Annotated in this window: 11 protein-coding genes; 6 read left to right on the plus strand and 5 right to left on the minus strand. The window is 38.7% G+C overall.

Going from position 1 to position 12996, the window contains the following annotated elements:
* The first annotated feature begins 1 nt into the window (after position 1).
* On the plus strand, positions 2–799 hold the full coding sequence (locus tag ACQKMR_RS00520; protein WP_340892207.1) for an ABC transporter permease: 798 nt from the start codon (positions 2–4) through the stop codon (positions 797–799).
* Positions 800–816: 17 nt separating this feature from the next.
* Complete coding sequence (gene tagH / locus ACQKMR_RS00525; RefSeq protein ID WP_427695517.1) at positions 817–1614, plus strand: teichoic acids export ABC transporter ATP-binding subunit TagH; 798 nt, start codon at positions 817–819, stop codon at positions 1612–1614.
* A 15-nt stretch (positions 1615–1629) separates the two neighbouring features.
* Here the strand turns inward: tagH and ACQKMR_RS00530 are convergent, their stop codons facing one another.
* Genes ACQKMR_RS00530 through ACQKMR_RS00540 form a run of 3 tightly spaced genes read right to left on the minus strand, consistent with a single transcriptional unit; the run spans position 1630 to position 5804 of the window.
* On the minus strand, positions 1630–2820 hold the full coding sequence (locus ACQKMR_RS00530; protein WP_427695518.1) for a glycosyltransferase family 4 protein: 1191 nt from the start codon (positions 2818–2820) through the stop codon (positions 1630–1632).
* 25 nt (positions 2821–2845) lie between these two features.
* Complete coding sequence (gene murJ / locus ACQKMR_RS00535) at positions 2846–4369, minus strand: murein biosynthesis integral membrane protein MurJ (RefSeq protein ID WP_427695519.1); 1524 nt, start codon at positions 4367–4369, stop codon at positions 2846–2848.
* Between the two features lie 4 nt (positions 4370–4373).
* Positions 4374–5804, minus strand: a complete 1431-nt coding sequence (locus tag ACQKMR_RS00540; RefSeq protein ID WP_427695520.1) for an O-antigen ligase family protein — start codon at positions 5802–5804, stop codon at positions 4374–4376.
* 110 nt (positions 5805–5914) lie between these two features.
* Here ACQKMR_RS00540 and ACQKMR_RS00545 point away from each other — a divergent pair, with 110 nt between their 5' ends.
* The 3 genes from ACQKMR_RS00545 to ACQKMR_RS00555 all read left to right on the plus strand — a co-directional run bounded on the left by ACQKMR_RS00545 (position 5915) and on the right by ACQKMR_RS00555 (position 8923).
* Positions 5915–6658: a WecB/TagA/CpsF family glycosyltransferase gene (locus ACQKMR_RS00545; RefSeq protein WP_427695521.1), complete on the plus strand. Its 744-nt coding sequence runs from the start codon at positions 5915–5917 to the stop codon at positions 6656–6658.
* An 18-nt stretch (positions 6659–6676) separates the two neighbouring features.
* Positions 6677–7783 (plus strand): glycosyltransferase family 4 protein, encoded by a 1107-nt coding sequence (locus tag ACQKMR_RS00550; protein WP_427695522.1) that lies wholly within the window; start codon positions 6677–6679, stop codon positions 7781–7783.
* 90 nt (positions 7784–7873) lie between these two features.
* Complete coding sequence (locus tag ACQKMR_RS00555) at positions 7874–8923, plus strand: glycosyltransferase family 4 protein (RefSeq protein ID WP_427695773.1); 1050 nt, start codon at positions 7874–7876, stop codon at positions 8921–8923.
* A gap of 504 nt (positions 8924–9427) precedes the next feature.
* Here the strand turns inward: ACQKMR_RS00555 and ACQKMR_RS00560 are convergent.
* The gene (locus ACQKMR_RS00560; protein WP_427695523.1) at positions 9428–10447 is read right to left on the minus strand and encodes an LCP family protein; all 1020 of its coding nucleotides are present in this window, start codon (positions 10445–10447) and stop codon (positions 9428–9430) included.
* Positions 10448–10618: 171 nt separating this feature from the next.
* Complete coding sequence (locus tag ACQKMR_RS00565; RefSeq protein ID WP_427695524.1) at positions 10619–11254, minus strand: YigZ family protein; 636 nt, start codon at positions 11252–11254, stop codon at positions 10619–10621.
* Between the two features lie 597 nt (positions 11255–11851).
* Here ACQKMR_RS00565 and ACQKMR_RS00570 point away from each other — a divergent pair.
* Entirely contained in the window at positions 11852–12994 is a 1143-nt protein-coding gene (locus ACQKMR_RS00570; RefSeq protein WP_427695525.1) for a sensor histidine kinase, read from the plus strand.
* Positions 12995–12996 lie beyond the last annotated feature (2 nt).

A 12996-nucleotide genomic window follows, 5' to 3' on the forward strand; every position in this document is an offset into this window, starting at 1 on the left:
TATGAGTTCAGCTTTGACCGTTTTAAAAGAACAAATCAACAATTTTTATTTGATTAGACGTTTGTCTGCTTACGAGATGAAAAGCGCTAACAGCAGTAACTACCTAGGAATCCTGTGGGAAATCATCAATCCGATGATTCAAATTGCGATTTATTGGTTTGTATTCGGGTTTATAATGGTTAATCGTGGCGAGGGGTTCCTTCCATGGCTGATGGCAGGGATCGTTGTTTGGTTCTTTGTGAATCCGACTATAACCCAGACGTCTAAATCTGTCTATTCCCGGATGAATATGGTGTCCAAGATGAGTTTTCCAATGAGTGTTATTCCTTCTTATGTTATTTTTGCTAAGTTGTATCAACATCTCATGCTACTTGGTATCATCATCATACTTTTAGCGTTTACGGGTTATCTCCCGACGTTTTACATCATACAACTGCCTTACTATATTGTTGCGACAGTGGCTCTGTTATTTTCATTTGGATTAATTTCTTCCACCTTATCAACCATTATTCGTGATGTTCACAATATAATTCTGTCATTAATGAAAGTCTTGTTTTATTTAACACCAATCCTTTGGGTATTAGATGCTAAAGATCATCCAGTAATCGTTAATATCATGAAACTAAATCCTCTATATTATATTGTTGAGGGGTATCGAGCTTCGTTATTGGGGGAATCATGGTACCTAATAGTGAATTGGGAATATACGCTTTATTTCTGGGCAGTCGTAATCGTCTTATTTTTGATAGGTTCCTCGCTGCATGTTAGATTTAGAGATCGCTTTGTTGACTTTAAGTAAACTGGAAGTGAGAATAGATGGAAAAATCGGTAGTTGTCAAAAACGTAACGAAAAAATATAAATTATATAATAAAAGCTCAGAAAAATTGATGGATCTTCTTTTGCCTAAAAGCTATGGAGAAGAGTATTATGCTCTTAGAAATGTTAGCTTTGAAGCGGAAAAGGGAGATGTAATCGGATTTGTCGGGGTCAATGGTTCCGGAAAATCCACATTGTCCAACATTATTGCTGGTATTATCCCGCCCACGGATGGTAATGTCCAAGCTAACGGGAAAACAGCTTTAATCGCTGTTTCATCAGGTCTTAACAATCAATTGACTGGTAGAGAAAATATCGAATTGAAAATGTTGATGCTCGGATTCGATAAAAAGCAGATTCGCGAACTGGAGCCTGAAATCATTGAGTTTTCAGAGCTTGGCAAGTTCATTAACCAACCGGTGAAATCTTATTCAAGCGGGATGAAGTCAAGGCTTGGATTTGCCATTTCCGTTCATATCGATCCAGATATCCTGATTATTGATGAAGCCTTATCAGTCGGGGATAAAAGCTTTGCTGAAAAGTGTCTAGAGAAGATGAATGAATTTAAGGAAAGAGGCAAAACGATGTTCTTTGTCAGCCATTCCATCGGTCAGATGAAGCAATTCTGTCAAAAGGCGTTATGGCTTGAATATGGAGAATTAAAAGCATACGGTCCCATCAAGGAAGTTATGCCGCAATATGAAGCATTCTTAAAAGAATATAAAGCAATGTCTAAAAAAGAACAGAAAAAATACCGCGAGGATCAAATGAACAAACGTAGTTCTACAACGGTATAAAAGTGACAGGCAGACTCAAGTATTGGGTCTGCCTGTTTTTGAGTTCAGAACATCTTGGTAAGCCTTCTCAAAACGCTCAGCAGCTGCTAAATGGGAATACTCATTTTCAATTTTATATCTTGCCCTTTCGGCTAGTTTTGCAGCAAGTACTGGGTCACTAAGCAGAGTAGAGATGGCTTGAGACAATGCTTTGATGTTTTTCTCCTCCACAAGCAAACCATCTTCTCCATCAGAGAGAATTTCCTTGAGGCCTCCGACTGCACTTGCGATAACAGGTGAACCGGAACTCATCGCTTCTAAAGCAGATATGGAGGTCGCTTCTTCTACCCCATGAGAATGAACGCTTGGGATGAGTACGATATCTGAAGCACCATACAGGTTTTGCATTTTTTCGAAAGGCACTGAACCTAGGAGTAGTACTGAATCTGTTAATTTGAGCCTGGCTATCGTTTCCTCAAGTTGGGCTTGCTGTTCTCCTGTCCCGGCATAGACTAATACAGTGTCATGATGATTTTTCAGTACCTCAGGAAGAGCCATTATCGGATAAATAACGCCGTTTTTTTCAGTCAGTCTTCTAGGAACAAAGAGCATCTTTTTATGTAAGGGGATTTGAAAGGCTTGGCGAGTTTCATTCCGGTCGGTGGTATCGGGTTTGAATGCAGCCACGTCAATGAAATTCTTAATTGTTTCCGCTTCGATATGTGCTAAATGGTTAATATAGTCTTTGATTCGGTGATCGACGGTCACGACTTTTGCAACAGATTGATAGGCTTTTCTTTCAAAATCGCGAATGATTAAATCCTCCGCACTGTCAGGAAAAATGGCCCCCCGGCTAACCGCCTCAAATGAATAATACCCATGGACTGTTTCTACCGTTGGGATTCCTGATTCAATGGAGGCGAGTGTTGCGAAAATATCCTGTGCATTAATGACATCATACTTTTTTTTCAAGCTTTTAATAGAAGAGGTCAATAACCTCAGACGTTGTCGATCATTAAACAACTGCCCGCTCCCATGTTTTACTCTATTTAATAAAAAACCTGGAGCCTGGGCGAGCAACTTTTTTTTGAATGAGGGTAATTGTGAGAAAGACAAAATGTCCACACTATGACCTCGTGACTTCAATCCCTTTTTTAACGTGGTGATATGACTTGATAGACCCCCTTCATGAGGGTAGGAAAATATCGTTGTAATTAAAATATTCATATCCGCACTCCGTTCTTTTAAATGACTACTTTGATCTTATCTTCCTCAATGCTTCTAAACTACTTACTTTAAAAAGCATAGAAAATAGGATATATACCCCGAATACCATAAGGGAGACGATAACTAATTCCACAAAAATGGGGAACTTTAGCGTAAAAGGATGGATCCATAAAGCAAGTCCATAGATGAGAGCTCCGATGATGATTAGCTTGCTACTTTCTTGAAAAACATCAGTAAATACAGCTTTGTCCGTTTTTTTGGTTTTTAGCCACAAGAAGCTGAATAGGTAGAGAGATTGCAGGAACATAGAAATACCTGAGGCTAAGGCGATTCCTCCGACACCGAGAAAACGTGAAAGTGTCCAGCTGAGCAGGACATTTAGTAAAACAGCAATCAGGCAGGAATACATAGCCACCTTTGTTTTTTTTAAGGCGTAAAAGGCGTTCATCAAATAATCTCTTAGTGCAAAAAACGGGAGACAAGCTGAATAAAAGAAAAATGCTGTATAAGTTGTTTCAGTAGCGGACGCATCAAAGGCACCTCGTTGAAAAGCCAGAGCGATTAGACTATTTCCACTGATCAACATGACAATCATAAAAGGAACGGCTAAGAATAAAAGGGACTTCAATCCTTTTAAGGTTAAACTAAGGAAAGATTGATATCCTTCAATAGCGCGTTCGACAATAGAAGGATATAAAACGGTAATCAGCGGTGTGAGGACAATGCTTAGCGGCAACCACAATAGCCGGTTCGCATAGTTCAGGGCTGATACACTTCCAGTCTCGAGCGAGGTGGCAATAATCCGGTCGACGACACTATTTAATTGGATGGCCAATGCCGCAATGATGATAGGATAAAAGGTGATAAGCGTATTAATAATTTGCTGTTTGTAAGCCCGAAAGGAAAAAACCGGACGAATCTTGTATTTCTTTAATGATGGATATTGAATGATAAATTGGCTGGCGGCACCAAACACAAATCCCCAGGCCAATCCTTTCACCCCAAAGGGAGCAGCGAACAATACGGTGGCTAGTATAATGACTGTGTTTTGGGCTGTTGAAGTAAAAGCTGGGAGCAGAAAACGCTGATTCGCATTTAAGACTCCTGTCGCCATGTATGCAAGCGTGAAGAAAAGTAGACTCGGCAGCATGATTCTGGTTAGAACTTCTGTTAAAGCTAGTTCGGAACCCGAGAATCCAGGGGCCACCATCATTACGAGTGGCTTTGTGAAAATCAGGCAGGCAATGGTCATTACGACAGCTACTATCATAAAAAAGGAACCTAAAACGCTGATGAATTCATCAGCTCCCCTTGGATTTTCTGCTTTTTTCTCCAGGTAAATAGGAATGACACCGGCTTGAAGACCGCTGCCGAGAGCTGTAAAAAGAATGGTGGGAATTAGGCTGGCCACGAAAAAGATGTCTGCCGTTGATGATGCTCCGAAATAGGCGGCAATGATTGATTCCCTGCCAAAGCCAAGAACTTTTCCAATTGCGGCAATGATAGTGACGAGCCCGACCGATTTAACAACATGTGAAAGAGTAGGCATATGTTCAATCCTTTAATAAGATGTCCTTTTGTAAACAAAATCCTAAACAACTATAAAAAATAAGGGTAAACGTTTTATCCTCAAGAATATTGTAAAAAAGTCCTGCTATTAGCGCTGCTAGCATCAAGCAGATTGTGAAGACTGCTGAAGTGCCATTGCTTGTTTTAATGATTTTACGAAAGGTTAAAAGAATAAATACTAAAACTGATAAAAAACCGAGCAACCCTGTTTGGACAAGAATCTGAATGTATTGATTATCAGTATACATCCTTTCATCAATCTGGTATTCCTGATATATCCGTGAGGGGAAGGAAAGGGTGGCTGAATCTCCGAATGTAGCAAGCCCCGTACCAGCAATGGGATGATCTTTGAAAATTTCAAGCCCTTTAAAAACGACATATAACCGGCCCCATTCAGTACTTTGATGAAGAGTCTTATCAGAGAACATGTCTGAGAAACGATTGGAGAGGGCATGTTCATGTTCGGAAATAGGAGTACTGCCAATTATCATATTTTCCATTGGAACTGATGCTGACAGCTCCACTTTGCCTGAAGTGAATAGAACCGGGTAATATATGAGAAGCAGACCGCAAACAAATGACCCTAAAGCAAATTTAAAAAATGTTATATTTTTAGTCCAGATGATAAAGACAAGCGTTGCGATTCCGAAAGCGATCATCGTCCCCCGTGAATAGGTGAGCAGTAAAGTTCCGAACATTAAGATGGCTGCTAGAAAGACCGAGAACTTATATTTTTTTAACGCTTGAAAGAGGAAGAAGCTAAAAAACAACTGGATGCTTAAAAATAAAGCAAAGACATTAGGATTGGCAGCCGCACCATAAATCCTCATTCGATTTGTTGAGGAAAGAGTCCACATTTCCCAAGCTTGAGGCAGCAAGATGGAACGAGAAAAGATTTTCTCCAATAAGCCGTGAAGGCAAAGGACGATTGTAAATAGTAGGGTTACCTTCAAAAAGCGAAAGATATCCTTTCTTTCTAGATTTAATTCACCGATAATATAGAGAAGTAAGAAGGTTACAAGTATAGCTCGGAGTTCAAACAGAATTGGAATGAGCCCCACCCCGGTTAAGACCGAGGCAACAACACCAACTAAACAATACAGCCAGAACGGTAAAGTAAAATGATACTTCGCAGTTGACCATTCTTTCTTCTTATACTTTTCAATAAGCAAAGAAATAAATAGAAAAAGGATAATTAAGTCTCCAGTATAGGTTAAGCCACTATTCAGTTCCGTAAATAAGGGACGGGCTGGGAAATAAATGAATAGAATTAATAGCAGGTTTTTTTTATTTATAACGATAAAAATAAGCATCAACGCCGTCACAGTGTAGCCGACGATAGGGTGTGGTACTGCTAATGAGAAGAGTAGGCACACAATTAGAATGGGTAACGAAAGTTTATCAAGAAGCTTCAATTGTTCAACCACCTTTGAATCAAAATTACGTTATATGATGTGTATGAAAAAATTTCTTGAATAATACCCGACCCTATAGATGTATAGTACATATGAAAGGCTGAAGAGATATGACTGAGAAATATGTGGAGATATTGTCCATACCATTTATTGATAGCAATATGGATGAATTTATAAATCAGATGATCTACCCAAGATTAATGAATCAAGAAAAAACGTTTGTTGTTACGGCAAATCCTGAAATTGTTGAGTATGCAAATGAACATCAGGATTATAAGGACATCATTACATCGGCTGATTACATTACACCGGATGGCGTTGGTATTATTATGGCCTCAAAATGGCTGAATCAACCATTACAGGAGCGGATTACAGGGTTCGATTTGATGAATGAACTATTCCGGATTGCCGATGAGCAGGCTCTAAAGGTATATCTGCTTGGAGCTGAAGAATCCGTGATTGAAACAGCTGCCTTAAAGGTTCAAGAGCAATATCCGGGTATCGAACTTGTAGGATACAATCATGGTTACATTGATATCAAGGACGAGTGTTTGGCAAAGTCCATAGTGGAACTGGAACCTGATATTATTTTGACTGCCTTGGGCTTTCCTAGGCAGGAAAAGTGGGTTTCTATGCACTACCCCTTATTTAAAAAGGGGTTTTTTATGGGAGTCGGAGGGAGCTTTGATGTTCTCGCAGGAAAGGTGAACCGCGCTCCTGTCTTATGGCAGAAGGTGCGTCTTGAATGGTTGTACCGACTAATCCAACAGCCTTCCCGATGGAAACGGATGCTTGTGCTGCCGAAGTTTGTATTAAAGGTTAGACGGAAAAGGAAAAGGTTACAGCGTTCTTAAACATAAGGAGTGAACTAGATGAAAATCTTGCACTTAAACGCTGGTAATGAAACTGGCGGCGGTATGTTTCATATTCTGTCCTTACTTAACCAACTAAATAAAGAAGAATGCCTGCTGGGTGTGTTTGAAAAAGGAGCTCTATCCCGGCAGGCTGTGGCATCTGGGATTCAAACTGAAATTTTTAAGCAACATTCTAAGTATGACCTTTCGATATTGAAACCTTTACGTGACTTTATCCGTCTAAATAATATAGAGATCATCCACACTCATGGTCCACGTGCGAATATTTATGGAGCTTTTCTAAAACGTCTCGTAAAACTCCCATGGGTTCTTACTGTGCACAGTTCCCCTCAGCATGATTTTTTAGGTATGGGTGTAAAAGGAAAACTGTTTACGAGCTTGCATTTAAGGTCATTTCAGCATTCTGATCATATACTGGCGGTTTCCGATCCATTTAAGCAAGACTTAATTAGTCAAGGGATTCCCTCAACCAAGATCACCAAGATTTTAAATGGTATTAACTTTGAAAAGGATTTAGAGGAGCCCTTTCAAAGAGAAGACTTTGGTTTTGTGGCTGATGATTTTATTATCATCATGCCTGCTAGGCTTGAACCGGTAAAGGGCCATGAATGTGCCTTAGAGGCGTTAAGTCAAGTGATATCGGAGTTGCCCTTTGTAAAGCTGTTACTTGTGGGTGAAGGCAGCAGAAGACAGACTTTAGAAAAGATGGTTTTGGAAAAAAAATTAACTAATCACGTGTTCTTTTTAGGGTATCGTAAAGATATAGAGAAGCTCTATCCATTGGCAGATGTCACATTGTTAACGTCTTTAAGCGAGAGTTTCCCGCTTGTTTTACTTGAAGGGGCAAGGGCAGGTTTGCCTGCGATTACAAGTGATGTTGGCGGTGTAAAAGAATTAATTCCGGATGAGAAATTTGGCTGGATAACAGAGATTGGGCATGTTACCCAATTGAAATTGGCTATCTGTAAAGCAATAGAATTAAAAAAATCCGGAAACCTGACAAGGTTAGGGGCGAATTTACAAAAATTTGCAAAAAACAACTTTTCTATAGAGATTTTAGCCGAAAACGTATATAATGTTTATTTGAGGATGAAAAATAAATAAGTAATTATATATACGTTTTCCTATAGATTTTTTAGGGTATTAGATTTCTAGTTATTTCTAGTTGAATAGAGGTGGTTCTTGATGGTCTTGATGTTAATAGGGGCCTTGTTGGTAGCATTTTTATTGTCCATTTTTTTGACTCCTTTTGTCGGAAAGTTGGCCATTAAATTAGGAGCTACTGATAAACCAAATGAGAGAAAAGTGCATATGAAAATTATGCCGCGCATGGGCGGTTTAGCTATATTTTTGAGTTTTTCCATTACATTCTTAATTTTTACGAATGACTTGGGGCAGCAATTGCCTCTTCTAGTAGGTGCTCTTGTCATCATATTAATTGGGATGGCGGATGATATATATGAATTAAGAGCTGCGCCAAAATTTTTGGGTCAGATTTTAGCTGCTCTCATTATCGTGTTATGGGGCGGTCTTGAAGTTGAATTTATCAATTTACCATTTTTTACCGATACACTTCAGTTTGGTATCTTTAGTATCCCTATTACCATTTTGTGGATCGTTGCGATTATTAATGCCATTAATTTAATAGATGGCCTAGATGGTCTTGCGGGTGGAGTCTCCACAATTGCATTAGTGACGATTGCAACGATGGCCCTTATTAAAGGGGATTTATTTGTTGCGATGGTTGCATTGGTTGTGATTGGAAGTACTCTGGGCTTTTTGAAATATAATTTCCATCCAGCAAAGATTTTCATGGGAGATACAGGTGCGTTGTTCCTAGGTTACATCATCGCGGTTCTTTCTCTGCTTGGATTTAAAAACGTTACGATGATTTCCTTAATTGTACCGATTATTATTTTGGGCGTTCCTATTTCGGATACATTTTTTGCGATTATCCGCAGGCTCGTCAATAAACAACCGATATCAGCTGCTGACAAATCACATTTACATCACTGCTTGTTAAACCTAGGATTCACTCATAAGCAGACTGTCCTTCTTATTTACGCTTTAGCTGCTTGCTTCGGTTTAGCTGCCATAATCTTTTCATTTGCAACAATGTGGGGAGCTTTGATTCTTGTAACTGGCCTCTTATTGATTATAGAAATTTTCGTGGAAAAAATTGGACTGGTCAGTTCGGATTATCAGCCTTTGCTGAAGATGCTTAATTTTAAAAACAAACCATAATTGCTTTTGCTCATAGAATACTAGATTATTATTCGCGATGCAAAGCTCCTATAATAGGGAAGTTAGATTAAATAAATATGTTTAATGCCTCCATATCGTATTTACAAATAGGTATGGAGGTTTTTTTATAGTTTCGTTAAGGGGAAACTTTCCATGAAATAACAAGTGTATATCGAAAATTATTATTAGCACGGAATTATGTAATATTTATTATAAAATATCAAGTCGTAATTTTACCAATCAGAAGCTTATTTGAAAACTGATCCTAAGCAAAATACCGTATTACTTGAGTTTCATAATTGGAAGAAAGTTAAGGTATTCCAGGGAAAAGGAGAAAGAACAGTATTATTATGTTTATGTACACCTTCTACGGTTAATATTTTTATCAAGTAGTTTTCTTTGCTAATGAAAGAAGAGACTTTCTTAGGGGCTAAAGGAGAAGTCAAAAATATTCGGTAAAAGAAAAAACCCCATATCATCCTAAGATGAGTGGGGTTTTTTCTTTTATTCTAATTGCGATTGAACGGCTTCAGTTTGATTGCCTTCTTTTGGTCCCAGGTTCAAGTGGGATTGAAGTAGCAGCTTAGTGTTCGCTACTGATGTATCGTTCAGTTGATAATAATAGGTTCCGTTAATGGTAGAATCCTGACCTTCAAGTTTGATGGTTTCAAGATTAAGTCCCTTATCGGTAGTCATATATTTTATGAAACCCTTCATTTGTGAGAATTGTAGGTTCGTCGTCATATTGTCGCCAATAGCTTCCATAACTCCTGCATACTTCGTAAGTGCTCCAACAGAGGTTGCTTTGGCCATGATGGCTTTCATAACTTCCTGTTGTCGCTCACCACGTTGGATATCGCTGTCCTTTTTTCGTGTACGTGCAAAGGCTAATGCTTCTTCACCATCAACAGTTTGTACTCCTTCTTCTAGATGAATGGCATTCTTCTTGTCATGTGAATCCATTTCATTCATTTCATATGGTACATTAACTTCAATTCCATCTAATGAGTCCACGACGTCGATGAAAGCATTAAAGTTCATCCGGACATAATAATCAACAGGGATATCCAATAATTCTTCCACAGTATCCATTGTTGCTTTTGGTCCACCAGCTGCATGAGCCGAGTTGATCTTCGTCGTTACGCCTTTGGCTGGCACGTACACATAAGAATCACGTGGAATGCTTAAAAGCTTAATGGATTTTTGATCTTTGTTGAATGTAGCCAGCATTAAAGCATCCGAGCGTGAATTTCCTTTATAGTCTCGTTCATCGCTGTCATCAATCCCTATAAAAAGAATCGAGAAATTATCCTTGAGCGGGTCAACCGTTTCATTCCGCTTGGCTGAAGCCTCAACGGGATCGTAAGAATCATTAAATACATTTTGGGCTTTCATATATAGAGTTGCAGCATAGGTAGTGGCCCCTAGACCAAGTACCAGCAGGGGAACAAGCAATAACCAAAGCTTCTTTCGCCTTTTTTTCTTTGTTTTTTTAATTTTATAAACACGCCTAGTATTAGACATCTTTTTCTTCTCCTTTTAAATAGCAACATAAATCGCCATTTTTCGAATCCTTCAGATTATATTTCGTCATATATTAATCCTAATTTTACAATGATTTAATAATTTCGTAAAATAAATATTTCTTTTCAATTATATTACAGCAAAAAAAAAGGAAAAATATGCAGGAGAAAATCAAACGATTGCCTGTTCTAAATAAAGCATTTCGCCCTCAGTGATACGACCTTGACCGTTTGTCAGCTCTGTCATCCAGTTGGTATATGCCTGTTTTTGGGCTTCCTCTACATATACCAGAAGATTGACTTGTTCATGGTATTGAATTTCCTTTATTTGATAAATTGATGATCGTAATTCGTTTTCCAATTTTCCGAGCCATGTATAGTCGACATTTGTTGAAATTACGCGCATTAATTTTCTATTGACTACACCCGTGGTATTAATTCCTTCTGAAGTCGCTTTACTATAAGCACGAATCAGGCCGCCTGCACCAAGTTTGATGCCTCCAAAATACCGTGTAACCACAACAGCCGTATCCTTCAGGTCTTTTTTCTTAAGAACCTCGAGAATAGGGACGCCTGCTGTACCGCTTGGCTCTCCATCATCAAGGGCTTTTTGAATTTGGTTTTGTTCTCCAATCAAATAGGCGGAACAATTATGTGTAGCATCTTTGTGCTTTTTCTTAATTTCTTGAATAAAGGCCTGTGCAGCTTCTTCCGATTCTACTCGGGCGACGTGGGCTATAAATCGAGATTTCTCAATCACGATTTCATGTTCACCACGTCCTTTTACCGTTAAATAATGAGGGAGCATTACTATTCCACCTTCGCTCTCGCTATTAGTTGATTCATTATAAGGCTTTGTGCAAAAAGTGGCAATGAAGATTATAGTTTATTCCAGTATAGTGTAAAGAAACTTTAATATAAGAAAAATTTGTACGTGTTATAATTAATTCTACTTCCTGCTAATGTTTAATAGCTGGTCTATATGCTTAAAAGAATATCATTTTAGGAAAAACAATGAGTTTTGTACCATAAACCTGGCTTGTCCATATCGTGTCCGCTCATTTCAGGGATTTTGCCATTTAATAAATGTATCTGTTTCGTATGATAATCAATGGAGTGGGATATTCCATTGATAAGGTAACCTTTTAATAGGTGGTCTAACGTAATATCCATAAAAGCTGGGAATATGAAATGTATACTAAATATGTATATTTTGTGAAAATCCTATAATGAAATTGACGTATTTTTCTTCTTTTTTTGGTACAATATGTTCATGAAGGTTACTTCATTGCAAGTTTCCTGATAATTAACCATTCATGAAAAAGGAAATAGAGCTTTTTTCCATATACATAGTCTATAAGACAACAAATTGTTTAAGTCTGTTGATTTAAGTGGAGGGATCTTAATGTCCATAAAAAAGGTTGATGCTAAAGCATTGGACAAGATCTTAGAAACAATGGTAAGCACTGTTAGTGAAAGTAAGGATGAAGTCTTTGATATTGGAGAACAATGTCGCATAGACTTTGAGTCATTAACAAAAGAGCTTGATGATGTGAAAATCAGAGTTGCCATTGTAATAACCGACAGCGATGCACTGGATACAAAAGCCAGATTTGCTCGAAAAAGGCTTTCCGAGGTCAGTATGCACTTCAACCATTTTTCTGAAGAACAGGTTCGCGATGCGTATGAAAGGGCACATAAGCTGCAAGTCGATTTACAAATAAATCGCCAGTTAGAGAAAGAGCTTCGTAATCGTCGGGATGAACTTGAGCTTAGATTAAGGGGATTACAGCAGACGATTGATAAAGCTGTACATCTCGTCTCGCAAATCTCTGTTGTACAAAACTATTTGACACAGGATTTGAAATTTGTAGGAGAAGCTCTACAAGAAGCGAAACGTAAGCAGGACTTCGGCTTGAAAATAATAGAAGCTCAGGAGCAGGAACGAAAAAAACTCTCACGGGAAATCCATGATGGCCCCGCGCAAATGCTTGCTAATGTCATGATGCGTTCGGATTTGATAGAGCGTGTACAACGAGAGAGAGGCCCTGATGAAGCTCTTGTGGAAATCCGTAGCTTAAAAGTCATGGTACGGAATGCATTATATGAAGTGCGTAGAATCATCTATGATCTTCGCCCTATGGCCCTTGACGATCTAGGCCTTGTTCCTACCCTCAGAAAGTATCTGCAAACGACCGAAGACTATAATACTGGTGTGCATTTGAATTTCGTTAACCTCGGCCAGGTCAAAAGGCTTCCCTCTGATATGGAGGTTGCTTTATTTAGGCTGGTCCAAGAGGCTGTACAAAATTCACTGAAACATGCAGAGCCAAAGCAAGTTCAAGTTAAGCTTTCCATTTCTAAAGAGATGGTTACGGTTGTCGTCAAAGATGATGGAAAAGGGTTTGATTCTTCCATTCAAAAAGAGGGTTCTTTTGGCTTGGTAGGCATGAGAGAAAGAGTCGAGCTGCTTGAAGGTGAAATGACGATTGATTCACAACCAGGGGCGGGCACTTTGGTGTTTATACAAATTCCCTATCATTTATAAAT

The organism is Peribacillus sp. NPDC096540, assembly GCF_050278525.1.
Taxonomy (GTDB): Bacteria; Bacillota; Bacilli; order Bacillales; family DSM-1321; genus Peribacillus.

Bases quoted from the DNA above. Each gene is read 5' to 3' on its own strand.
- murJ (WP_427695519.1), bottom strand. From the start codon at position 4,369: ATGCCTACTCTTTCACATGTTGTTAAATCGGTCGGGCTCGTCACTATC.
- tagH (WP_427695517.1), top strand. From the start codon at position 817: ATGGAAAAATCGGTAGTTGTCAAAAACGTAACGAAAAAATATAAATTA.
- ACQKMR_RS00520 (WP_340892207.1), top strand. From the start codon at position 2: ATGAGTTCAGCTTTGACCGTTTTAAAAGAACAAATCAACAATTTTTAT.
- ACQKMR_RS00555 (WP_427695773.1), top strand. From the start codon at position 7,874: ATGTTAATAGGGGCCTTGTTGGTAGCATTTTTATTGTCCATTTTTTTG.
- ACQKMR_RS00565 (WP_427695524.1), bottom strand. From the start codon at position 11,254: ATGCTCCCTCATTATTTAACGGTAAAAGGACGTGGTGAACATGAAATC.
- ACQKMR_RS00570 (WP_427695525.1), top strand. From the start codon at position 11,852: ATGTCCATAAAAAAGGTTGATGCTAAAGCATTGGACAAGATCTTAGAA.
- ACQKMR_RS00550 (WP_427695522.1), top strand. From the start codon at position 6,677: ATGAAAATCTTGCACTTAAACGCTGGTAATGAAACTGGCGGCGGTATG.
- ACQKMR_RS00530 (WP_427695518.1), bottom strand. From the start codon at position 2,820: ATGAATATTTTAATTACAACGATATTTTCCTACCCTCATGAAGGGGGT.
- ACQKMR_RS00545 (WP_427695521.1), top strand. From the start codon at position 5,915: ATGACTGAGAAATATGTGGAGATATTGTCCATACCATTTATTGATAGC.
- ACQKMR_RS00560 (WP_427695523.1), bottom strand. From the start codon at position 10,447: ATGTCTAATACTAGGCGTGTTTATAAAATTAAAAAAACAAAGAAAAAA.